Origin of the sequence: Virgibacillus halodenitrificans (assembly GCF_001878675.1) — a bacterium.
In the GTDB taxonomy this organism is placed as follows: domain Bacteria; phylum Bacillota; class Bacilli; order Bacillales; family Amphibacillaceae; genus Virgibacillus_Q; species Virgibacillus_Q halodenitrificans.
In genome coordinates this window covers 2,794,935-2,820,195 of record NZ_CP017962.1, presented here as the reverse complement: position 1 = coordinate 2,820,195, position 25,261 = coordinate 2,794,935, and the positions used below count along the sequence as shown (strand labels likewise).

Here is a 25,261-nt window from a genome sequence, read left to right as displayed (position 1 = left end):
AACAAGTAAGTATAATTCGTACTATGTTAATAGGATATAATAAAAATAATGAGAAAAAAAGAAATACAGACTGAAATTTTTAGTTTACTTTTATATTCATTTCAAGGATAGTGAACACATCCCTTTAAGTCCTTATACTGGCTTTAACATTTAATTAACAATAAATACGGAGGTACTGTGCATTAACGAAGGCTGATGTTCATAACGTACCTTAGCTATGTTAATTAATTTTCTCCTGCAGCCTTGCGAGCTACATTTTGTTTTTTATTAGCTTTTGTATAATAAAAATTAAATAAAATAGCTGTTAAAATGACTAGAACCGCACATATCAAATAAAGGTTTTTAAAGCCAAATCCTGCAACTACGGCTCCCCATATAAAAGAACCTAAAGCAATACCGGCGTCATATAGCATAAAAAAAGTAGCTGTTGCATGACCACTTCGGGCTACTGAGGCGGTCTGAATGGACATGGTTTGAAAACTTGGCAACAATGTACCGTAGCCCAACCCGATTAACCCAGCGGCAACTAATAGCAATAAGGCTGTTTGCGTGAAACTAAGCACGATAAGCCCAACTGCGAATATAAGAAGACAGGGGATAATAACAACCCGCGGGCCCTTTGTATCAAATGCCCTACCAAAAGAAGGTCTTGAAAGAATCATAACTACTGCAAAGACAAGAAAGAAGAAACTTGCGGCAGAAGCAAGTCCGAGGGAATCAGCGTATACAGAGATAAACGAAATAATACTTGCATAAGATAGTGATACAATGCTGCTAATTAATGCAATTGGTATCGCCTTTACTTCAATTAGTTGATGGATGGAAAAATTTTTAGCAGGTTTAGTATCCATATTTTCAGTGCCTGGAGATACTTGAACAAGCATGGAACAAAACACACCTGTTACCATAATGATACTTAAAATGATAAAAACAGTTTTGAAGGACACAAACTGAAGTAAAGATAGACCGATAAAAGGACCTACTACTACTGCAAGGTTCATTGCCATAGCAAAATATCCAAGTCCTGCGCCTTTACGGGAAGCAGGAATTATATCAGCTGCAATAGCTCCTGTCGCGGTGGTTATTACCCCAAAAGATAATCCGTGAAAGAATCGGATATATAGTAACGGTGTAAGGCTGTCTACCCAGATGTATAGAAAAGTAGTAGCGGTAAAAATAGAAACACTTCCCACCAATCCTTTTTTCTTACCGACTTTGTCTAGTAGATTTGCTGAGAATGGCCGCACAATAATTGCGGCGATCAACATAACGGTAACAATCAGACCACCCTCAGCCTCTGAACCATCTAAATTATTAATAACATAAATTGGTAGGGTAGTAAGTAGTAAATAAAACGCAATAAATACTAAAAATTGTGTTAGTGAAATACTTATAAAGCTTTTTGTCCAAATCTTAGGTTGGTTGTTCATTCTTTCGATGCTCCTGTGTTTGTCATTTTTTTTAATAAAAAGTAAAGTTGTTTCTTTTCCTGCTCTGATAATAAAGCAAGCATATCGTGATCAAATTGATCCATTGTTTGGCGTAAAGCCGAATATTCGGTTCTAGCTTTTTCTGTTAATTCAATGACGCGTTCTCTTTTATCTTTACCAGGTTTTCGAATTAGCCAGCCATTTTTCTCCATACGTGAAACGGTCCGTGTAATTGTGGGAGCTTCTGTATGAAGGTATTTCCAGATTTCAGTTTGAGTCATTGGCCCAAAACGGTTAAGACAGAAAATAACAGACCATTGAGATGAATAAAGGTTATGTTCCTGTAGACGGTAATTCATTTCCTTATTTAAATGGCGATACCGCTGGTTAAATAAGTGGATAATTTCCCAATTATCTAAGCTGCTCATATTTACACTCCTTAATTACTTACCTAGGTAAATAAGTGATTTAACTATCCTATCATACTAGCTTATTTATTTCTATAGTTTTATTACAAAGGTTGATAACAAAGTAGTGTTTATAAAAATTAAAAAAGTCGATTCCATTCGAACATACAAAATTCGAATGAAATCGACTTTTACACTTACACAGCACCTATTAGGCGTTATTTATATAATCCATATTTATCTCCATAGTATTCATTATGTCTTCCTTTAAGCTTCTGGAACATGTGGACAACAAAAACTTTAAGTATTGCATAGCCCGGAATACCAAGTATTACTCCGATTAATCCAAATAAATTTCCAGCTACCAAAAGGATCAAAATGATGGTAAGTGGATGAATGTGCATGTTTCTACCCATTACGTTTGGTGTTATAAAATGCCCTTCGAAAAATTGAACAGCTGCCCAAACAATGATCATTTTGACAAGCATAAAAGGGGAATCGACGATCGCGATGATAATTGCCGGAGATATTGCAATCATAGGCCCTAAATATGGGACGACACTCGTAACAGCTGCGATAATTGCCAGTGTAATCGCGTAAGGAAGCCCGATGATCAAGTAACCTATAAACAATAAAACACCAATACAGGATGCCACTATGATTTGACCTTGAATATATGTTCCCACTTGTCTGTCCATATTTATTAAAATTTGATTTGCATCGTTTCTAAATTGAGGAGGCAGCAACTTCAAAGTATGTTGCTTAAAGCGTTCTCCATCTTTTAATAAGAAAAATAGAACAAAAGGAAAAGTGATAATCGCAATTACTACCTGTGTTATTGTGCTTGCTACATTACGAATTCCTTCCATTGCACCACCAAAGTAGTTACTGATCTTGCTTGGCAACTCACTGAGGTTTGTTGTTACCCACTGGTACGCATCATCGTAGTATGGAGCGAGAAAGGAGTGTGAAATCCAAGACTTTATTCCATTGCCCATTTCCTTTAAATACTTGGGTAGCTCCACGGCTAATTCCTTAATTTGTGATTGTATAGCAGGTGCAGTTAAGAGAATGATACCTGTTAGTAGTCCACTCACTCCAAGCAGAATAATAATAATGGCTCCCAAGCGATTTATGCGTAATTTCTCTAGTAAATGGATAATCGGTTTCACTAAATAGTATGCAATTAATGCTAAAATAATTGGGGCTGCCAGAGTTGAAATAATAACAAGTAATGGGTGGAAAATAAACGAAACTTTATCATAAATATAAATTGTTATACCCAGCAAGAAAAGGATCAGTAATCCAAACAGTAAGTCTCTGCCACCAAGAAATTTTATAAAGCGAGTGTTAAAAAATGATTTCATGTGACTCTCCTTTATTATTGTTTAATATAAAATCGAGTTATCACGGTCCCGCTAGGTTTATCACTGCTAGGACAGTGTTTGAACGTGGTTGAAAATTATGTTGCTCCAACTCTTATAATAACTATATCATGGTTACATATGGGGTAGGTAATAATTAGATAGGTAGCGAAAACTCCAGATAAGTAATTGATAATTTGCAAACCTTCTCTTAGGTCTCTCCTTTATATTTCCTGGAGACATATGAGCTAAACATAAATATTAGATTTTATCTCAAATGTTGTGGGATAAAAAAATAATACATTTACTACACAGTAGGAGTAAGGTGCGAACTAAATAGGAATATAGAGGCTGCGTAAATCACCGCTACGGGGAAATATTCCGCTTTCCGTGGGCGGCTGATGAGCCTCCTCACGCTACGCGTTCCGGGGTCTCATCGAGGCCTCTCCTCCCACAGGACAAGGAAAGCTTCGTCAGCAAGGCATCGCACGAAGAAAATGTGTATTTTCATTTTCGAGGAGTCTCCATATTTCCCCTTCGCTAAGGGTTACTTTTTAGCAATAAATTAATTTAGTATTAGGTGTAAAAAGGTCGCTTTACATCGTCAAGAAGCAAGTGAAAAGCCCACTTCGCATTTGAGACTTTAAAGCTCATACAAATTGATTGGAGTGGAAGGCGGCGACTCCTGCCGGAATAGCATGAGGCCACTGAAAAAGTCATTTTCTACTAAAATAGAAGTTTTTCAAAAGACGCTATCCCAAAATTTTGTTTTGTTAATATGCATAAATGGAGAGCCAGAACCAGTTTATTCCACTCATAGACTAAAAAGTGGTGATGTAATTTTTTGGAACTAGCCTTCTCAAGAATTTACCGGACTTTTTCAGTGGCCTCGAATAGCATGAGCTGAAGACCCTGCACGAAGCGTAGCGGAGGAAGCGGCTGAGGCCATGCCGGGCGGCAAAGAAGACACTGTGAGGTTACGAACAGATGTCGCGCTTGTACCCGGAGGTGTGAAAGCGTCCGCCTGAAACGCAAATCAATGGGTGCTTACTCTGTAAAATTAATTACTCCATCCACAACAAGTTATTTCGCATTTTATCTATTTTATGAATTATTAGAAGGCCTTAATATATTTTTGAATCTATAAAAGAGCTAAAAAGCCTTTGGGGAAATTTTTATGTATCCCCCAACGGCTCATTATTATCCTTTCTTTAACACTACAAGCTGATCTCCTTCATCTAAAACCAGTTTCTTTTTTAAGGTGATAAATTGGATATTCTTGTTTCCTTTAATAATAAACAAAGGGATTACATCTTGAGGGATATGATCCTTTGTTATTTTATTTTTTTCGGTAATGGCTATCTCCTGTATTGTATAACCAGTGTTGATCTTGCGGTTAAGCTCGGTAAAAATAGCTTCTTCCGCAAATAATATATGGGCCTTTGCTGAATGGGATACATTATCTTGATTAATTCGTTTGAAATTCCCTGCTGGAAGAGAAAACGTATTATTGTACCCAAATTCAGGTGCGTACGATTGACTGACAAGTGCATTGTATGAGACGTCACCTGTCATAGAGAGAATTGTTTCATATGGTGTTAAGTCAACATCATATTGTGTATGTTCTGCAAGAATTTGCCCTTGGTATGTTGGAATTCCCTTTTCAACTGCTCCACGCAGCCTTCCGCCAGAGGAATCACTAATCAATACAGGAATGTCCAGTTTTCTTAAATATTCTGCAAAGGCAATCGAGAAGCTGCTTGCTCCTACAATTAGAACCCCTGGAGCTTCCGTATTGCCAAGTTTTAATGCTTTTGCTAAAGGCCCTAGTGTAAAACCGTGCGCACAAACTGTTATAAATACAAGGGCAAAGGTCAGTGCCGTAAGCATAGACGCACCTTCATGACCCTCTTCTATTAATATTGCAGCAAAATAACCGGAAACTGTTAATGCTACAATACCACGTGGCGCAACCCATCCGATTAAGGTTTTTTCCGGCTTTGTGAGCTCTGTACCAATTGTGGAAATCCATATCGATGCAGGTCTTACTATAAATAGCATGACAAGAACAAATCCTATGATTGGTAAGGTAAACACTTCTGCAATTGTTTCTCTGGATAGAGAAGCTGTTAGCAAAATGAAAATGGTTGAGGTTAAGAGAACCGATATGTTTTCAACAAAATGACTGACATTCCCAATTGCTGAAACATAACGTTTTGTACGAGCCATAGTTAACCCCATCACTGTTACGGCAAGCATGCCTGTTTCGTGCATGACTACCTCTGCCAGAGTGAAACAGAGAAGTACAAAAGCAAGTATAATCGGGGATTTTAAGTACTCAGGTAAATACCCTTTACTCACTAATATACTTACAAGCATTCCTATAATATAACCAAAAACAATAGCTACTAAGGCACTAAAGAAAAATTTAAGTAAATAATCGAGATGCAATTCAGGTGTAGTAAGTACTTTTATTACCTCATAAGCGAATAGTGCGAGTAATGGACCAAAAGGATCTACGATAATTCCTTCCCATTTCAATACTGCAGCTGTTCGTGGTTTTAATTTTGCATTACGTAGGAGAGGTATAATTACCGTGGGGCCAGTAACTACAAACAAACCACCAATAATAAAGGATATTTCCAAACTTAATCCAGCTATCATATGTGCTGCTAGTGCGCCTCCGACCCAAGCAAGGAAAGCTCCCAGGGTTACGATACGGAAAACAGATTTAGATATTCCTTTTATCTCTCTAATATCCAAGCTGGAGCTGCCTTCAAAAAGTACAATAGCAACAGCAAGTGATATAAGGGGACTATACAAATCACCAAGTGCTTCTTGAGGGTTCATCAATCCAAATATAGGGCCAATTAACAGACCGGTAATCGACATAATCACAATTGACGGCCATTGAATTCTCCACGCAAGCCATTGAGAGAATATCCCCAGAACAAGGATTACTACCATACTTACTAAAACTATCTCTTCCATGAGATCACCTTCGTTCATACGTAATATAAAACAGTTTATCAATATTTCCATTTCCTGTCGAAGCAAAAGAGGCAGTTGTTTATTAATATAATGAACTGCTAGCTATAAGTGGAGAAAGGTAGACTTTAATGTAAATGTGTTAAACTGAAGATACAGGTAAAACAAATAGAGAAGAGGTGTATCATGGCTATTGTAACTGTAGATTTCGATGGAACCCTTTATAAGGGAGATTCATTTAAAATTATGTTTCAAATTGCAAAAAAGGAATACACAAGGAAGGATTGGGTTCCTGTAACAGTTGGATTGGGTAAAGCTGGTATATCGGGCATAATAAATGGAAAAAACGCTTTTAAAAAAGAATTTTTTAAAGCATTTGCAAAGGGATTCAGAGGAAAGACAAAGCAGGAAATGGATACCTTTTTTGAAAAGCTGGTAGATTTGGGTAAAACGGAAGTACATACAGAACTTATTGACCGAATCAAGGAGCATCAAAGTAATGGAGATACCATTATCTTATTGTCTGGCGCTCTACAGCCATTTTTGGAGGCATTCGTAAAGGAAGTTGATCTTAAGGATATTCATATTATAAGCACAACGCTGACCTATTATCCAAATGGTGTTTGTACAGGTGAACTAGGAAACATAGTAAATGGAGAGGGAAAAGTAACAGAAGTAAAAAAATGGATTATGCGTGCAAAGAAAGAAGGCCATATATCTAATGAAGAGCTTAATGAAATATGGGCATATGCAGATAGCGAGACAGACATCCCGTTATTTCAGCTCGCTGACTACCCTGTAGTTGTAAATCCAACCCCAGCAATGAAGCAAGTAGCTGTTAATAATGCTTGGCCATTATTTTAAAAATAGCGGAAATGTAGATTTTAACCTATTTAAATGATATAATTTTAAATTTCTCTTAAGCGAAAAGAACAATTTCCTTAACCATGTTGTCAACCATTTGAATAATTGTCAAGTTTACTTCCAGAATGGAATTGTTTATGCTAGAAATATAATTAACAGTCTGAGCCGGTCTGCCCTAGATCGGCTGAATATCCACTTTTTCTACAACATCTAACAAGAGGCTACACTTCCCATTAATCTCCTAGTACAACCACAACTTAAATAAGAACCTTGCATGTTACAATAAAAAAACTATGAATCTTTTAATAAGCAAATATAAGTAGTCAATAAAATAAGAGGGGGATGTATATGAAATTTTTTCACACTGCAGATTGGCATTTGGGTAAGCTAGTTCAAGGTATTTATATGACAGAGGATCAAGACTATATTTTGCAACAATTTATTAAGGCGATGGAAGAAGAAAAGCCGGATGCAGTCATTATTGCAGGAGATCTATATGATAGAGCTGTCCCTCCAACAGAGGCAGTACATCTCTTGGATGAAGTGCTAGATACAATTGTTTTAAAGTTAAAGACACCGATTTTAGCGATTGCTGGAAACCATGATAGTCCCAGTCGATTAAATTTTGGCAGTAAGATTATGCGAGACAACGGCTGTCATATTGTTGGGAATTTCACAAGCGAACCTAAGCCCGTTGTATTACACGACGAGCATGGCGAAGTGCATTTTCATTTAATTCCATATTGTGATCCCAGTGTAGTGAGGAATGCGTTTCAAGATGACAACATACGCACCCATAATGATGCAATGGAGAAAATTACACAGCAAGTTACCTCTACAATGAATATGGAAGCACGTCATGTTTTTGTAGGTCATGCATTTATTACTCCATATGGAGAAGAAGAAGAAAACACAAGTGATTCAGAACGGCCATTGTCTATTGGTGGCTCTGAGTATGTTGACGCCAAGCATTTTACAGATTTTCATTACACTGCACTTGGCCATTTGCACCAGGCGCATTTCGTATCAAATGAAACAATTCGATATGCTGGGTCACCTCTAAAATATTCTATTTCTGAGGAAAATCATAAAAAAGGCTTTCATATTGTGGAGATGAATGGAAATGGTGAGGTTGAAGTAGAAAAACGCCTGCTTTCACCTAGAAGGGATATGCGCACGATAGAAGGAACGTTAGAAGAGCTGCTTTTGCTGCCAGTCAGTGATGATTATGTGTTTGTTCGGCTCATGGATGAGACTCCTGTGCTTTCACCAATGGAAAAAATCCGTTCGGTGTATCCAAATGCGATGCATGTTGAACGTAAAAACTATTTGCTTTCCCCGGCTGAAGAACTGAATGAAAATACAGAACGGACGCAAATGAGTGACTTGGAGCTATTCAGAGCATTTTACAAAGAAGTAAAAGGGACAGAAGTTGGGGAAGAGACAGAAGCAATTTTTAAAGAAGTTCTTGATGAGCTGTTAAAAGAAGAAAATGAAACAACAGCTGAAATAAAAGAATATATTACCAAGTAAATTCTGTTTGGGGGGATTTGTTATGAGACCATTAAAACTAAAGATGACGGCATTTGGTCCATATAAGAGAACGGAGATTGTTGATTTTAACGAATTAGAAGATAACCGTCTTTTTGTTATTTCCGGGAATACTGGAGCAGGAAAGACAACAATTTTTGATGCAATTTGTTTTGCTTTATATGGAAGTGCAAGTGGACAAGACCGGGAAAATACATTGATGTTGCGTAGTGATTTTGCAGAGGATGATACACACACTGCGGTTGAACTACTATTTGAATTAAAGGGTCATCATTATCGAGTGCTCCGTCAGCTTGGTCATATTAAAAGAGGAAATAAATCCAAGACAGGAGATCGATTTGAATTTTATGAACAAGTGGAAGGACGAGAGATCCCGTGTGTAGACAGACAAATTGTCTCAGAAATAGATAAGAAGATAGAGATGTTAATTGGGCTCACTCAGGATCAGTTCAAGCAAATAGTTATGCTTCCGCAAGGGGAGTTTCGAAAGCTATTGACGTCGCAAACTGAAAATAAGGAAGAGATTTTAAGAAGACTTTTTAAAACACAAACATATCAACATATCAATGAACGTTTACGTATACGAAAAAGCAAGGTGGAGGAAGCATATAATAAAGCAGTGCAAACCAGGGATACATATATTCAGCATATTAGTGCTACGCTCCCTTTTCGAGAAGATGCACAACTGTATCAGGTGTTGAGTGAAGAGCATTTTAATGAGAATCAAGTTGTATCAGGTTTAGAGAAAGAAATTGAGTTTTATGAGGAACGGATTAAACAAGATGAGGAAACATATGAACAAGCGTACAAGCTACATGCACAAAAACAAGTAGAATTTTCCCGCGCGGAGGCAATTAATAAGCAGTGGGAAGAGATTTCAGATAAAGAAGCACAGCTGAAAGAATTGCAGGAAAAAGCTCCTCAATATAAAGAAAAAGAAAATAAACTTCAACAAGCTGAACGGGCTACACAAATTTACCCATATGAGAAGCAGCGTGTTGATTTAAAGAAAGATTATCAACAGAAAGAACAAACACTGCTACAAGTTCAAAAAGAAAAACAAGTTGCTGCTAAAACAGTAGATGAATCTCTTGCTTCTTTTCAAAAGGAAGAAAAGAAGCAAGAGGAACGGGAGGCGCTTCGTAAAAAACTTGATCAGTTATATGAGTTTTTGCCAATTGTAGAAGAAATAGATAAAACAAAGCAATTATTACAGCAACAAAAACAAGATGGAAAACAGATAGAACAAAGACTTAAAGAATTGACTGCTACACTTAAGAATTACAAAAATAGACGTGATTCTTACAAAAATGAGATAAAGGTGTTAGATCAATCCCCAAACGAGTTAGTAAAAAAGAACAATCAACGCAATGAAATGTTGAATCAATATAAATTAGTTGAAGAGTTTATTGATACGAAAAATAAACAGGTTAAATTGGAAAAGGAAGTTCAACAAAAGCAAGCTAATTATAAGTTAATAAAGGAAAAATATGAGAACATAGAAAATACGTGGTTGAACGGTCAAGCAAGCATACTTGCAAGCCATCTCCATGAAGGTGGAGCCTGTCCCGTTTGCGGAAGTGAGCACCATCCAAACAAAGCAGTTGGTGAGGAAGCTAGTGTAACGAAAGAGGAATTAGAGAAGGCTCGCAAGGAACTAGAAAAAACAGATGATATTTACCGCAATAGTGTTGCAGATTGGAAAGCGGTGAAAGCACAGTATGAAAAGAGAGCTGTAGAATTATCTGAGATTAACATCCCAGTAAATGAGGCTGAAGAAGCAAAGGCTACTATTTTGCAGGAAGGCCGACAACTCAAAAAAGATATTACAAATTTGGAAGCTGCGACAGAAAAAGTTACACAACTCAAAAAAGAGTTGGAAGAAACGGAGCAGCATATTGAACAGGTAACTGTACAGGAAGAAAAACTGGAGAAACAATACCAAGAATTAAATGAGAAGTATAATACTACTTATGCAGTTTATCAGGAGCGCATTGGTAAAATTCCTGAACAAATTCGGCAGCTTTTTGAACTAAAACAAGCTATTACCGAGACCACTAAAAAGAAAGAGGAAATGGAAGAAGAGTGGGAAAAGGTTCAGCGAGAGCTTCAGAAGTCAAAAGAAGAGCAGACAAAGGTAAACACGGATTTAATTCATGCTACAAATCAACTTGAAGAGACAAAAAGAAAACAGCTAGACGCTGAACGTGAATGGAACAATGCGCTTGACCAAGCAGGTTTTATGAACACAAAAGCGTATGAAGAGGCGAAGATGTCGGATATTGCTCGTGAAGAAGCAAAGCAAGAGATCGAAGAATACAATCAGAAACGAGTAACCCTACAATTTCGGGTAGATGAATTAAAAACGGCATTAAATGACAAAAAACAATTGGATCTTTCTTTGCTGGAAACTCAACTTCAGGAACTTAAGAATGCTTATGAAACAGCACTTAAAGCAGTACAACAATCAAGAGAATGGTTTAAGGAAGCTCAACAGCTTAAAGATAATATATTAAAAGCAAATGAGCAGGTTCGCAAAATAGATCAACAACTGCGCACAGTTTCTGACTTGTTTAATATTGTGCGTGGACAAAATGATCGTAAGATATCGTTTGAGCGATACTTGCAAATTGAGTACCTTGAACAAATTATAGATGTTGCGAATCATCGTTTGCGGAGATTATCCAATGGACAATTTCAACTTATTCGAAGTGATCGGCAGGAATCGCACGGAAGGCAAAGCGGATTAGCTCTTGATGTGCATGATGCCTACACCGGCCAAACAAGAGATGTAAAGACTTTATCCGGGGGAGAAAAGTTCAATGCTTCCCTATGTCTTGCGTTGGGAATGTCAGATGTAATTCAGAGTTTTCAAGGAAATATTCAGATTGACACGATGTTTATTGATGAAGGATTTGGCACATTGGATGAGGAATCACTTAATAAGGCAATAGATACGTTAGTTGATTTACAACAATCAGGTAGAATGATCGGAGTTATTTCTCATGTCCAAGAACTTAAAGCTATTTTCCCTGCAATATTAGAAGTGAAAAAAACAAAGGAAGGCTCAAGTGAAACGGCTTTTGTTTTAAAATAATCCTGCATTTCATAACTCACATTCATTTTTTTACAGAAATGAAGCAACCTATGATTAAAGGAGGTTGTGATGATGAGTGATAAAAATAAAAAGAAGAAAAATAAGAGTAAACAAGAGTTGAATGATATGAAGGATGATAAGAAATACAAACAAAATCGTCCACCAAAGTAAAAGTAAGTTAGAAGGGAGGTCAGTATGCACTGATCTCCCTTCTATTGCTTATTGATTACTTATATGTGTTAATCTAGTAGTAGAATTTAATTTAGATGAGGGGAGGGTGTGTGGTGATTTCGTTTATTACGAAAAAAGCAAAGTATCTTTTTCCAGGGTATTTTGCATTAGTCATGGCAACTGGAGCTTTATCCATTGGTTCCTACATGCTGGGATATTCGCTTTTTTCAACTATATTATTAGTCATTAATACGGTAGCATATTGTGTATTATGGGTGTTGACAATTATTCGGATTCTTTTTTACTTCCAAAATATAATTCATGACGTAACACATCATATGAAGGGCCCAGGCTTCTTTACTCTCGTGGCAGGTACTTCTGTTTACGGAAGTCAATTAATTATTGTGGGTCATAGTCATCTGATGTCTCAAGCATTATGGGTTTTTGCCATCATTCTTTGGGTTATTATTATGTATACTTTTTTTACAGCTGTCACAATACGAAAAGAGAAGCCGACCATAGAGGAAGGGATAAATGGAGCGTGGCTGATTGCGTCTGTTGCTACTCAGTCTGTGTCTATTTTAGGGACATTGCTATCCCCTTATATGAACGGACAAGCACGGGAGGCAGTATTATTTTTCACATTAGCTATGTATTTTCTCGGCTGTATGTTATATCTGAATATAATTACACTGATTTTTTACCGTTTTACTTTTGTGAAATTTAAATTTGAAGCTTTGACACCACCTTACTGGATCAACATGGGGGCTGTTGCTATAACTACTTTAGCCGGATCCACACTGATCCTTCATGCGGAACTTTGGCAACTGCTTAATCAGATTACTCCATTCCTAAAAGGTTTTACATTGTTCTTCTGGATTACAGGCACATGGTGGATTCCATTATTGTTTATATTAATGATCTGGCGACACGTTATTAATCAACATCCCATCAGCTATGAGCCGCAATATTGGGGGATGGCGTTTCCTTTGGCTATGTACATGACAAGTACATATCAATTTTCAAAAGCAGTAGAAGTAGAATTTCTCATGTTTGTACCCCATGTCATGTTTTATATTGCTATAGCTGCGTGGTTATTTGGTTTTATAGGTCTGTTTCGACGTTTATGGATGGAATGGAAAGGGGAAATTTATTTATAAATGTATGATTAAGAAATATATAATAGGCAAAAATAACTTGGATTAACCATAAAGACATAATAATTTACCGTTAAATAGTTTAGTGATAAAATATAATAGAATTGTTTATTTCAGTATTAAAGGAGTGTTTTTAATGGGAAGATTAGATAATAAAGTAGCTATAGTAACTGGCGCAGGTGGCGGTCAAGGTAAATCAGAAGCATTACTTTTTGCAAAAGAAGGTGCAAAAGTTGTTGTAACTGACGTACAAGAAGACAAAGTAAAAGAAGTAGTTGAAGAAATTAAAAGTAATGGTGGAGAAGCAATTGGATTTTTCCACGATGTTTCCAGTGAAGATGGTTGGAAGGAAACAGTTGAAAAAGCTGTAGCAGAATTTGGGAAAATTGACGTACTTGTCAACAATGCAGGTATTACTATTCAAAAACCAATGCATGAAACTACTGTAGCAGAGTGGGATAAAATTATGAACATCAATCTTACTGGTACATTCCTTGGTATGAAGCATGTTGTCCCAGTTATGCAAAAAAATGGTGGAGGAAGCATTGTTAATATCTCTTCCACTTCAGGTTTAACTGGTGGTGGCGGCGCAAGCCCTTATACTGCTTCTAAAGGTGCAGTAAGAATGCTTTCCAAAGCTGCAGCAGTTGATTATGCAAAAGATAGAATCCGTGTTAATTCTGTACACCCTGGTATCATTATCACTCCAATGACAGAAAAAATGTTCCAAGATGAGCAAATGAGTAACTGGGCTCATTCTGTAACACCACTTCCAGATCTTGGTGATCCAGATGATGTAGCTTATGGCGTATTGTACTTGGCTTCAGATGAAGCAAAATTTGTAACAGGTATTGAATTACCAATCGAAGGCGGATACACAGCTAAATAATGAAAAAAGAAAACTGCCGGCAAACATATGCCCGGCAGTTTTTTGATGCTCTTTTAATGCTTCTAAAATATATGCTGGAGGTCTCGAATAATTCGCAAAATATATACAGTGACGTAACTTGTGGTGTTTAAAGTGTGAAAAATAACATTGTTGCTGGAAAGCTCACTGAAATAATGAATGTGGTTACACCTCCGCTACGGAAAATACTGCGCTTTTCGGGGGCGGCTGATGAGCCTCCTCATGCTACCGCATTCCGGGGTCTCACCGATGCCTCATCTCCCCCAGAAGTCTCCGTATTTTCCTCCGCTTAATTTTACTTTTCCAACAACAGAAAGTGTCTTTAGTATTAGGTGAAAAAAAGCTCATTTAACATCTACAATTACAAGTGAAAAGCCCATTCGGCATTTGGTAATATAAAGCTTATACTAATTGATTGGAGCGGAAAGCGTCCCCCTGCAGCAGAAATCAATGGGTCCATCCACTTCCTTAAAATGTGACTACTTTAGTTCGCATTTTCCTCCTACTTTGAATATACGAGATAACATTTGTACGCAACATTATTATAACCACTATATCAAATACCTCACATATACGATAAGAAGAATAAACACCCAGATCACATCTACAAAATGCCAGTAGTAGGAAAAGGTTTTAAATTTCTCCATATACAAAGAGTATGGAATAGCCCGCTTGAGCTGAATAAATAGAATAGTCATCCAAGCACAACCGAAGGCTACGTGGCTGGCATGTAATCCAACAAGCACATAATAAGAGCTGAGAAAGGAGCTTGTACTTAATGTATATCCTTCACCTACGTATTTAGAAAACTCACGAATTTCTAATCCTAAAAATATCAAACCGAATAATAGAGTAATTCCCAACCATGGTAACAGCTTTTTAAGTTGTCTATCCTTAAGCCCTCGTTCAGCTAGCCATAATGTTCCACTACTAGATAACAAGAAAACGGAAGAAATGATCACACTTTTAGCTTCAAACACTTTAGAGGGATGTGGACCCTCGGAAGAAGGAGTGAATACAAGATAGGTTGCAAACAGGGTGAGAAACATAATTGCTTCAACAAAAAGGTAAATGAAAAAACCAATTTGCTTATCCTTAAATAGGGTAGCTTCGTAATTATTTATCATCTGTCTGCTCCTTTCCGTAATGCCGTGCTCTCTCATCGTGAAACGCCCTGATAATAAAGAAGCTGAATACACCTGCTCCAAATATAATTGCTGGTACGTACCATTTATAAATCATACAAAATGACATTAATCCTAAAGTGATTGTCATAAGAAAAGGAAGTATGGAATTTCTTGAAATTGGGCTGGCTCTATGTTTTTTTGTTGTTTTTATTCTTTCTCTACGCAACTTTGCATACCAAAAAGGATCCATTTCTTCCACCAATGGCATCGGTGAAAATGTATGCTCCGGAGAAGGGGAACCTACCGTCCATTCTAAAGTTCGCCCACCCCATGGATCTTTACCAACTTTTTCACCTTTTCTATGTGTAATATATAAATTATAAAAGAAAAATAGCATGCTAATTCCCATGGTAAATGCACCTATTGTACTTAATAAATTGGTGATTTCTAAGCCTCCTCCTACTCTAAACGTATAAACCCTTCGAGGCATACCGTTCAGTCCAGATATATGCATTGGAAAGAAGGTTAGATGAAACCCAATAAGAAATAGCCAAAAATGCCATTTTCCGAGTTTATCATCAAGCACAAAACCAGTGATTTTAGGGTAATAATAATAGATGCCTGCAAAAATTCCCAAGATAGTTGAAGCAATAATTACATAGTGGAAATGAGCAACAACGAAATGTGAATCGTGAAACTGAAAGTCAGCTGCTGAAACTGACAGCATAACACCAGTTACTCCTCCCATAACGAAAGAAGGAATAAATCCTAAAGAGAACAGCATGGGAGTGGAGAACCTTATTACACCACCTCGCATTGTAAATAGCCAATTAAATATTTTAATTCCAGTTGGCACGGCAATAGCCATCGTTGTAATCGCAAATATTGTATTTGTCACAGGGCCCAGGCCCACAGTAAACATATGATGAACCCAAACCATAAAGGATAAGAATCCGATTAGCACAATGGAAAGGACCATTGCTGGATAACCAAAAACGCGCTTCTTTGAGAATGTTGAAATGATATCTGAGAAAATACCAAATGCTGGCAATGCGAGTATATACACTTCAGGATGACCAAAAATCCAGAATAGATGTTGCCAATACACAGGATCGCCATCAGGCCCGTGGAAAAACTTTGTTCCAAACATGCGATCAAACATGAGTAAATAGAGTCCGATAGCTAAAACTGTAAATGCTACAAGAATTAGAAATGCTGTAATCAGTGTTGCCCATGTAAATAATGGCATCCTGGTAAATTTCATGCCAGGTGCGCGCAATCTTACAATTGTTACTATTAAATTTAGTGCTGTAAAAATGGTCCCTAACCCGGAAATTTGTAAACTGAAAACATAAAAGTCTGATCCAACACCCGGGGTGAAAATAGAGGTTGATAACGGTGCATATCCTGTCCAACCTATTGCAGGCGCACTATTTAAAAAGAATGCAATATTAAACAGCATACCCCCTGTGAAAAATAGCCAGAATCCAACTGCATTTAAAAACGGAAAAGCCAAATCACGAGCTCCAATTTGTAATGGTACAGCGATGTTCATTAAGCCCAAAAGCATGGGAGTTGCTGCAAAAAAAATCATCATGGTACCGTGGGTTGTAAATACTTCATTGTATTTTTGGAATTGAAAAACCCAGAAGTCGTTATTAGGTACAGCAAGTTGAGAACGAATAAACAAAGCATCTATTCCGGCTCTAAGGAAAAATATGAAGCCAAATAGTATGTATAGAGTACCGATTTTACGATGATTTGTTGTACGCATAAATTCCCAAATGACAGGCAACTTCTTATATTTAAAGATAGCAATTAAAACAATGCCACCCATGATAATGGTAAAAACCCATGCAGCTATAACATCGGATGGAACAAATAGAGATTTACCAAAGATTGATAGATTCATGCCTCACACTCCTTACTAATCCATTTATGTTACTGTGCTTCTTTTTGATTGCTTGATTGCTTGATTGATTTAGATATTGGTTATATTCATCCAATGAAACTACCTTCACGTCAAATGTCATATTCGCGTGTTGTATGCCACAAAATTCTGCACATTTCCCATCATATTCACCTATCTCTGCGTTCTTAATAACGTATGTAAGTTCCTTATTCGGGATAACATCTACTTTTCCTGCCAGTTCAGGTATCCAAAAAGAATGGATGACATCCTTGGATATAAGATGAAATACAATATCCTTATTTTCAGGAATGATTAATTCATTATGAACAGTTTTACTGTTTTTGTGTTCAAACGTCCACCTGAATTGCTCTGCAGTAACGTTAATATGAATGCCGTTTGTATTTGCTTCAGCTTCCGTTTCTGGTGACTGATTAAATGTGATTTTTAATGTTGGAATGGCAAGAACAGCAAGCAATAAAAATGGAACAATTGTCCAGGTTAATTCATATTTTAAGTTTCCTTTTACATCTTTAGGTATAAATTCTGCTTTTTTTTCTGTATACCTATACCTGATCACAAACCGCGTAAACAGAATAAAAACAACAAGCAAAACAATTGCCATTATTGCTAAACTGAACCAAATTAAGTAGGCTTGTTCTTTTCCGGTAGAGCTTTTGGGATCGAGTACCGTAATACTCTGGCAGCCTGCAAGCAACATTATAAAAGGAAGTATAGCTATTTTTTTCATTGTACTTTGCCCCCTTCCGATATGTATAGAATGATTTTGTGCTCTAAAATCCCTACCCTTGTTGTTTGAAAATTAAACGTTGAGAGTGTTTTGAAGAAAAATTCCTATCAATAATATCCAAATATATGTTAGTAAACAGAATGAGTTGGGTATTGGTAAAATAGTACTTTGGCAAGGAAGGAGGAATATGTGTGTTTAAGGAAAAATATGTTTGGCTATTATTTATTTCATTAACATTACTAACTGTCGCATGTAGTGATCAGGCTCGGAGTGAAGGGGAAATGTATGACGCAAACCAAATACGTGAGGAGTTAAGCCAGCTGGATCAAAATAGTGACATAATTTATGGTAAAGAAATTTTTGATGATACTAAGGCAGTGGTACCAGATCATGTAGGAAATGAGCTTTCTTGTTTAAGTTGTCATGGAGATGGCGGTCTTGCCCCGAACTCTCCGATGGTTGGTATTACTAAGAAGTTTCCTAAAATGCGGAGAGGCAAGCTGACTACGATTGAAGATAGAATAAACGGTTGCTTTGTTCGCAGTATGAACGGTGATAAATTAGATGAAGACAGTAAAGAAATGAAAGCAATGGTTGCTTATTTTGAATTTATATCCAAAGATGTTGAATCAAAAAAGGACATTACATGGAGAATGAATAATGATAAAAAGAAAGTACCTGAGCCAGATCTTACTAATGGGGCAAGATTGTTTGTAGAGAAAAATTGTGTATCCTGTCATGCTACAGATGGTTCTGGAACAAGTGACCACACAGGTCCTGCGTTATGGGGAGAAGGATCATTTAATGAAGCAGCAGGTATGACAAAAATTGAAAAGGCGACCGGATTTATTCAAAACAACATGCCAAAGGGGATGGAAGGGACCTTAACAGATCAGGAGGCAGCAGATATCGCAGCATTTCTTCTGTCACATGAACGGCCATCAGGTGATCCTGAGGAATTGACAGATTATCATCTTGATCCAAGTCGTTCTTATATAACGAAAGACCGCAGAGACAAAATCAGAAATGGAAACTTTGACTGGACCAGTCTAGATGTTATTGTACCTAAAGAAAAGAAACAAAATTAATTTTTTTATTGATAATGTTTTATTTTTGTAACTAACCTTAAGAGTTAAGATAATAAATAATTTATAAACTTTCTCGAAAGTATTGATTTTTCTTCTTATTTAATAGACCCTAAAGGTAGTAACTTGTAAGATAACGATGCTATCAGTCAACTTTTGACAACAATTGTTTTACTTACAAAAATTTAATACCTACAGGGAGTGCGAAATTGTGACCACATTAGAACCGTATAGCTTGAATGATTTTGTACAGGATATCACAAAGCTAGTAGAAGGAAATACAAAAGAAGCGACAATTGTGGAAAAAGCAGAAGAATTAGTCGGTGAACTAATAAAAACAGATAGTTGGTTGCCTAAATCTGTTTACCAATTAGATGAAGATGGTTATACAAGACATTCTTTATATCGTGACCCTGAGAATCGTTTTGAAGTTTTGGCATTAGGATGGAAATCCGGTCAAAAAACTCCTCTTCATGATCATGATGGTACATGGGGAGTAGAGGGGGTAGTGACCGGTATGATGAAAGTCAAAAATTTCGTGCGGGAGGAGAGGGAAGAAGACGAATTTGTGAAATTGATCCCCGCTGGCACGGTACGTCTAAACGAGCAAAGTACCGGTGAATTATTACCACCTGCAGATTGTCATATACTTGAATCTGTTGGGGAAAAAATGGCGGTGACCATTCATGTATATGGAAAACAGCTTAATAAATTTCGTATATTTCAACTGCAGAATGATCAGTCGTATAAGGTGAAATGGGTAGAGGTTGGTTATACAAAAGAATATTAGGAATGTTTGGCAGATAAGACATATTACTTGTCTGCCTTTATTTTTAACTATAAACTGAAACAGTTGCTTAATTCACAAAATAGCATCTATACATATTTTGTGAATACTGGAGGAAAATAATTAAAACTTTATTCGTCGGAAAGGAGAGATAGTAATGAAAAGAGCTACATCAGTCTTTTATATATCTGCCTCCATCATTGCAGTAATGGTTATTATCGGGGCTATTATGCCAGAAGCCTTTCAAACAGTAACAACAAATATCAAATCTTTTATTGCCACATCTTTTGGCTGGTATTATTTGATAATTGTTACGGCCATTACGTTAGTATGTATATTTCTATTAATTAGTCCTGTGGGTAAGATAAAATTAGGAAAGCCAGATGAAAAACCTGAATTCTCCCGGCCAACATGGATAGCTATGTTATTTAGTGCTGGAATGGGTATTGGATTGGTTTTCTATGGTAGTGCGGAACCACTTAGCCATTACGCTCTCAGTTCACCTACTGGAGAGACCGGCACGAATCAGGCTATTAAGGATGCTTTACGGTTTACGTTTTTCCATTGGGGTATTCATGCATGGAGTATTTATGGGATAGTAGCATTAGTGTTAGCCTATTTCAATTTTAGAAAGGATGAGCCTGGTTTAATTAGTGCTACATTACGTCCTGTTTTAGGAGATAGAGTAAAAGGAACGACTGGTAGAGTGGTGGATATTATTGCTGTAGTCGCTACTGTACTTGGTGTTGCAACAACTTTAGGCTTTGGAGCGGTACAAATAAATGGGGGGTTATCTTTTCTTTATGACATCCCTGTAAATATTGGCGTTCAATTTATAATTATAGCTATCGTAACCGTTCTGTTTATGATCTCTGCTTGGTCAGGTCTTGGAAAAGGGATAAAATATTTAAGTAATGCCAATATGGGGCTTGCTACGATTTTGCTTCTACTTATTTTTATATTTGGCCCAACCATTTTCATTCTAAATTTATTTACGGATACAATAGGTACGTATCTTCAATCATTACCGAAAATGAGTTTTCGAATTGCTCCACTTGATACGGATATTCATCAGTGGATTAATGATTGGACTATTTTTTACTGGACATGGTGGATCTCTTGGTCTCCATTTGTTGGAGTGTTTATTGCCAGAGTTTCAAGAGGAAGATCGATACGTGAATTTATATTAAATGTATTGTTCGTTCCTTCAATTGTGAGCTTTTTCTGGTTTGCTGCATTTGGTGGTGCTGCCATCAAGGTTGAAAATTCAGGTTTAGCAAAGATTTCATCACTTGCAACAGAAGAGGTTTTGTTCGGTATGTTTGAACATTACCCAGCAGGCTTAATTGCTTCTATTATTGCAATGCTGTTGGTAGCTACTTTCTTCATTACGTCTGCAGACTCTGGTACATTTGTGCTTGGGATGATGACAACAAATGGTTCTCATTCGCCGAGTAATCAGATTAAAATTGTGTGGGGTGTATTACTATCAGCTGCTTCGCTCGTTCTTTTATATTCTGGAGGATTACAAGCACTTCAAAATATGATGATTATCGCAGCTTTACCATTTTCGGTTATTATGGCCTTAATGATCGTCAGTTTATTTAAATCCTTATCTGATGAAGCAAAGCAATTAGAAATAACGAAGAAAAAGAAAAATTAATACTGACTAAACAAGAAAAGTATATACCCAATAAAGCGATCTATCTTAACGATAGATCGCTTTATTATATTGAATAATTTTATATGGAGAACTAACTACGTTTATTAATTATTATGGGAAACAGTTGCATGCCATTGTCTGTCAGAAAACCATTGTTCCTTTGTATAGGCCATTTCCCAGAAAGCCAATTCGTACTCCTTAGCAATAACAAATTGTTCTTTCATCTTCTCTTTTTCACTCTCGCTGGATTTTTCGGCTATAGAATTTAGTAGATCGATTTGCTCTTGAGTAGAGGTGTGAAACCAATCGTCGGCATACGTATTAATCCAATTCTGATATATTTTCTCTTTTGGTTTGGCGTCTTTATAGGTTTTGCCAATATCCGCATATAACCAATAACAAGGTAAGAGTGCGGCAACGGTTTGTCCAAGGCTGCCTGAAAGAGCTGCTCGATATAAGTGTGCAGTATATCCATAAGCTGTAGGAGCAGGTTTAAAATTTTCAGTATCTTTTTCATTAATATTAAGGATTTCTGCATGCGCTTTATGAACAGTTAGCTCAGCTTGTGCCGTACTTTTAGCTTTTTCAGCAAGCATTGCGGTTACATGAAAATCCTCAGCCTGAGCTGCAGCCATAGCATGCACTTTTCCAAAATGCTTCAAGTAATAGATATCTTGAAGAATGTAGTATTTAAAAGTTTCCAGCGGTAAGTCACCATCCACAATTCCTTTTACAAATGGATGATTTAAGCTTTGCTCCCAGCTTTTCTCAGTTGCTTCCCGTAATGTGTCGGTAAATTGCATAAAAAATCCTCCTCTTTTTAATTTCTGGCTGATTGAGGAGGGAACGGATGAACTTAAGCAAGCGTCAATTAATTCAAGAGTGCTTTAAGACAATATCTTCAACTCAAAAAATAAATTGATTGCAAGAATAAGCATTTTTCCACTTCCCTCCGCTGGTGTTAACCAGTTCAGGTTCCAAGGGTCTTCATTCTCAGCCATCATAGGCTCCCCTAGCAGAAATAATAGTTAATACAAATGTAGCATATCATATAAAAAATTAAAGTCAACTTACTTATCGGAATAGTTATGTAATTTTAAAATTACATGAAAACGTTTTAGATAAACTTTTGATGGGAACCGTTTACTATAATGATTATTTGTTGTGCTTGCTGTTAATAAAGTTGAGCATGAACAGCAAATGACATATTTTATTTAACTAGAGGAGGTAAAAGATGGTTTTACCATTTAAACATGAACCTTTTACTAATTTTAATGAAGAAACAAATCGAAAGGATTTTCGCCAAGCGTTAAAAAGCGTTGAAGAACAATTAGGTAAAGAAATACCTCTTGTTATTAAGGGCGAAAAAGTGTATACGGACGATAAAATTACTTCCGTCAATCCTGCTAAGAAGGATCAGGTAATTGGAAAAGCTTCTATGGCTACGAAAAAACATGTCGAGCAAGCAATGGAAGCAGCAGAAGAAGCATTTAAAGATTGGGGTAATTGGAGTGCAGAGGCTCGAGCCGAGGTAATGTTCCGCACCGCAGCCATTGTAAGAAAAAGAAAGTTTGAATTTGCTGCCACTCTTGTATATGACGCAGGTAAGCCTTGGGGACAAGCAGATGCAGATGTGGCAGAAGGCATCGACTTTCTTGAATACTATGCCAGAGAAATGATTGAATTAGCGAAAGGAAAGCCAATGGAAGATAGACCAAATGAAAATAACAGCTATTTCTATCAACCACTTGGTCCAGGTGTAGCTATTCCGCCATGGAACTTTGCTTTTGCTATTGTATGTGGAACGACAGTTGGCCCATTAGTGGCTGGAAACACGGTGCTATTAAAGCCTTCAGAAAATACACCTGTGATTGCATATAAGCTAATTGAGGCATTAGTTGAAGCCGGCGTGCCGGATGGAGCAGTAAATTTTGTGCCAGGTGATCCTTCTGATATTGGGGATTATCTTGTGGATCATCCAAAAACGAGATTCATTAATTTCACGGGATCCCGGGCAACAGGGACACGAATTATAGAACGGGCTTCTAAAGTTCAAGAAGGCCAAGATTTTCTGAAGCGTGTTGTAGCTGAAATGGGCGGTAAGGACACAATTATTGTCGATGAGAATGCTGACCTTGAACTTGCTGCAGATTCTATCGTACAATCTGCTTTCGGCTTTCAAGGCCAAAAATGTTCTGCTTGTTCAAGAGCTGTTATTCATGAGGCTGTTTATGATAAAGTGCTCGAAATGGCAATCGAAAAAACAAAAGAGATTACAGTAGGAAATGCTGCTGAAAAAGACGTATTTATGAGTGCAGTAATCAATCAAAAACAGTTTGATAAGATAAAAAACTACATTGATATTGGTAAAAGCGAGGGCGAGCTTGCATATGGTGGCGAGACGGATGACTCCGAAGGATATTACATTTATCCAACCATTTTTAAAGATGTTGATCCAACAGCCAGAATTATGCAAGAGGAAATATTTGGTCCAGTGGTCGCATTCGCCAAAGCCAAAGACTTTGATGAAATGCTTGAGATTGCTAATAATACCGAGTATGCCTTAACAGGCGCAGTTATATCCAATAATCGTAAACATCTGGATCGCGCTCGCTATGAATTTCAGGTTGGAAATTTATATTTCAATCGTGGTTGTACTGCAGCTATCGTTGGATATCAGCCATTCGGCGGATTCAAAATGTCAGGAACAAATGGAAAAGCAGGTGGACCAGATTATCTTCCGCAATTCTTGAATGCTAAAACAGTTTCTGAAATGTTCTAAACGAGGAAATTAAATATCGATCTAGAAGGCCTATTCTCAAAAAGGATAGGTCTTCTTTTGTTTTATAAACTTTAAGCTTTTGACTATATTCATCATATATGAATTTTATTATTAAATAATTGTATAAATTTTCAGTATTCGGAAGTAAAACGTACTATATAAAAGAATTTCAACATATTAATGGGTCAAGGCCTTGTAAAAGACCAGTATTCACGTTTATTGCTAATAAACCGAATTTTTCTAAAAAATCAATATTTGATAAACTAAAATGGTATTAGTGCAGATTAACCAGAAAAGAGGGGGCAACTAAATAATGATTAATAAGAACTGGAGATTAATCTCTACATTTCTGCTCACAGCACTTTTGATATTGGTGCTTGCAGCTTGCGGAGCTGAAGAAAAAGCAGATGGAGAGGGGAAATCAGAATTAAAAGAGGAATATACCGTAGTAAGTGATACTTCCTTCGTTCCTTTTGAGTTTAAAGAGGATGGAGAATATGTTGGCTTTGACATTGATCTGATCAATGCAATTGCTGATGAGGCAGGATTTAAAATTAATATGGAAACAACAAATTTTGATGGTATCATTCCTGGCTTGCAAACAGGACAATTTGATATCGCAATCGCGGGAATTAGTATTACAGATGAACGTGCTAAAAAGATTGATTATAGTGAACCGTATTACCAATCCGGACTGAGTATTGGGGTGCGGGAAGAAAATGAGGACATAAAGGGTATTGAAGATTTAGAAGGAAAGACAATTGCAACAAGGTTGGGTTCAACAAGTGCTGCATATATTGCTGATAACATAAAAGGCGCAGAAGCAAGTCAATTTGAACAACTGGATCAAGCATATATGGCTGTTGAAAATGGAAGCGCGGATGCTGTTCTTTATGACGCTCCGAATGTCGCCTACTATATTAAGACAAAGGGCGACGGATTAAAAGTTGTTGGAGACTTGTACCAAGCAGAAGACTATGGAATTGCTATTTCAAAAGGAAATGATGAGCTAGTAGCTGCTATTGATGATGCACTTGCCACATTAAAGGAAAATGGAAAATATGATGAGCTTTATGAAAAATGGTTTGGAGAGAAGCCTGAATAACACTTTACTTAAGAGGGTGTAACTAGCCTGATGTTACACCCTTTTCTAATTTATAAATATAAGTGATTTGTAGAATTTTGCCAGGGAACTTTTTATTATAACGCTTCAGCTAAATA

The 25,261-nt window shown here is 36.9% G+C and carries 18 protein-coding genes and 1 riboswitch; of the genes, 10 read left to right on the top strand and 8 right to left on the bottom strand.

The window, feature by feature from the left end:
* Positions 1–224: 224 nt before the first annotated feature.
* From BME96_RS14470 to BME96_RS14455, 4 genes are all read right to left on the bottom strand, one after another.
* Positions 225–1,430 (bottom strand): MFS transporter, encoded by a 1,206-nt coding sequence (locus BME96_RS14470; protein WP_060681373.1) that lies wholly within the window; start codon positions 1,428–1,430, stop codon positions 225–227.
* Positions 1,427–1,858, bottom strand: a complete 432-nt coding sequence (locus BME96_RS14465; protein WP_060681375.1) for a MarR family winged helix-turn-helix transcriptional regulator — start codon at positions 1,856–1,858, stop codon at positions 1,427–1,429. Before BME96_RS14465 ends, BME96_RS14470 begins: the two co-directional genes overlap by 4 nt.
* 197 nt (positions 1,859–2,055) lie before the next feature.
* Positions 2,056–3,204 carry an AI-2E family transporter gene (locus BME96_RS14460; protein WP_060681377.1) on the bottom strand — a complete coding sequence of 383 codons (1,149 nt, stop codon included), beginning with the start codon at positions 3,202–3,204 and terminating at the stop codon, positions 2,056–2,058.
* Positions 3,205–4,401: 1,197 nt separating this feature from the next.
* A complete protein-coding gene (locus BME96_RS14455; RefSeq protein WP_071650021.1) occupies positions 4,402–6,192 on the bottom strand; it encodes a cation:proton antiporter in 1,791 nt (596 codons plus the stop codon).
* A gap of 183 nt (positions 6,193–6,375) precedes the next feature.
* Between BME96_RS14455 and BME96_RS14450 the strand changes: the two genes are divergently transcribed.
* The 5 genes from BME96_RS14450 to BME96_RS14430 all read left to right on the top strand — a co-directional run bounded on the left by BME96_RS14450 (position 6,376) and on the right by BME96_RS14430 (position 13,918).
* On the top strand, positions 6,376–7,053 hold the full coding sequence (locus BME96_RS14450; RefSeq protein ID WP_071649389.1) for an HAD family hydrolase: 678 nt from the start codon (positions 6,376–6,378) through the stop codon (positions 7,051–7,053).
* Positions 7,054–7,401: 348 nt separating this feature from the next.
* The gene (locus BME96_RS14445; protein WP_071649388.1) at positions 7,402–8,586 is read left to right on the top strand and encodes an exonuclease SbcCD subunit D; all 1,185 of its coding nucleotides are present in this window, start codon (positions 7,402–7,404) and stop codon (positions 8,584–8,586) included.
* 22 nt (positions 8,587–8,608) lie between these two features.
* Positions 8,609–11,701: an AAA family ATPase gene (locus tag BME96_RS14440; RefSeq protein ID WP_071649387.1), complete on the top strand. Its 3,093-nt coding sequence runs from the start codon at positions 8,609–8,611 to the stop codon at positions 11,699–11,701.
* Positions 11,702–11,985: 284 nt separating this feature from the next.
* Positions 11,986–13,032, top strand: coding sequence for a tellurite resistance/C4-dicarboxylate transporter family protein (locus BME96_RS14435; protein ID WP_231478628.1), 1,047 nt, complete (start codon positions 11,986–11,988; stop codon positions 13,030–13,032).
* 133 nt (positions 13,033–13,165) lie between these two features.
* The gene (locus tag BME96_RS14430; RefSeq protein ID WP_019376892.1) at positions 13,166–13,918 is read left to right on the top strand and encodes an SDR family NAD(P)-dependent oxidoreductase; all 753 of its coding nucleotides are present in this window, start codon (positions 13,166–13,168) and stop codon (positions 13,916–13,918) included.
* Between the two features lie 569 nt (positions 13,919–14,487).
* On the opposite strand, the gene BME96_RS14425 is transcribed toward BME96_RS14430, so the two are convergent.
* Genes BME96_RS14425 through coxB form a run of 3 tightly spaced genes read right to left on the bottom strand, consistent with a single transcriptional unit; the run spans position 14,488 to position 17,723 of the window.
* Positions 14,488–15,063: a cytochrome c oxidase subunit 3 gene (locus tag BME96_RS14425; protein WP_071649386.1), complete on the bottom strand. Its 576-nt coding sequence runs from the start codon at positions 15,061–15,063 to the stop codon at positions 14,488–14,490.
* Complete coding sequence (locus BME96_RS14420) at positions 15,053–16,900, bottom strand: cytochrome c oxidase subunit I (protein ID WP_071650020.1); 1,848 nt, start codon at positions 16,898–16,900, stop codon at positions 15,053–15,055. Before BME96_RS14420 ends, BME96_RS14425 begins: the two co-directional genes overlap by 11 nt.
* A gap of 52 nt (positions 16,901–16,952) precedes the next feature.
* Positions 16,953–17,723, bottom strand: coding sequence for a cytochrome c oxidase subunit II (gene coxB / locus BME96_RS14415; protein WP_071649385.1), 771 nt, complete (start codon positions 17,721–17,723; stop codon positions 16,953–16,955).
* 191 nt (positions 17,724–17,914) lie between these two features.
* Here coxB and BME96_RS14410 point away from each other — a divergent pair, with 191 nt between their 5' ends.
* The 3 genes from BME96_RS14410 to BME96_RS14400 all read left to right on the top strand — a co-directional run bounded on the left by BME96_RS14410 (position 17,915) and on the right by BME96_RS14400 (position 21,258).
* Positions 17,915–18,811 (top strand): c-type cytochrome, encoded by an 897-nt coding sequence (locus BME96_RS14410; RefSeq protein WP_071649384.1) that lies wholly within the window; start codon positions 17,915–17,917, stop codon positions 18,809–18,811.
* A 208-nt stretch (positions 18,812–19,019) separates the two neighbouring features.
* Positions 19,020–19,598 carry a cysteine dioxygenase family protein gene (locus BME96_RS14405; protein WP_060681398.1) on the top strand — a complete coding sequence of 193 codons (579 nt, stop codon included), beginning with the start codon at positions 19,020–19,022 and terminating at the stop codon, positions 19,596–19,598.
* Positions 19,599–19,752: 154 nt separating this feature from the next.
* Positions 19,753–21,258, top strand: a complete 1,506-nt coding sequence (locus tag BME96_RS14400; RefSeq protein ID WP_060681400.1) for a glycine betaine uptake BCCT transporter — start codon at positions 19,753–19,755, stop codon at positions 21,256–21,258.
* 104 nt (positions 21,259–21,362) lie between these two features.
* Here BME96_RS14400 and tenA read toward each other — a convergent pair whose 3' ends face one another.
* A complete protein-coding gene (gene tenA / locus BME96_RS14395; RefSeq protein ID WP_060681402.1) occupies positions 21,363–22,061 on the bottom strand; it encodes a thiaminase II in 699 nt (232 codons plus the stop codon).
* A 127-nt stretch (positions 22,062–22,188) separates the two neighbouring features.
* A riboswitch (TPP riboswitch) is annotated at positions 22,189–22,282 on the bottom strand.
* A gap of 210 nt (positions 22,283–22,492) precedes the next feature.
* Between tenA and pruA the strand changes: the two genes are divergently transcribed.
* Positions 22,493–24,040 (top strand): L-glutamate gamma-semialdehyde dehydrogenase, encoded by a 1,548-nt coding sequence (pruA, locus tag BME96_RS14390; protein ID WP_071649383.1) that lies wholly within the window; start codon positions 22,493–22,495, stop codon positions 24,038–24,040.
* 313 nt (positions 24,041–24,353) lie between these two features.
* On the top strand, positions 24,354–25,145 hold the full coding sequence (locus tag BME96_RS14385) for a transporter substrate-binding domain-containing protein (RefSeq protein ID WP_019377911.1): 792 nt from the start codon (positions 24,354–24,356) through the stop codon (positions 25,143–25,145).
* Positions 25,146–25,261 lie beyond the last annotated feature (116 nt).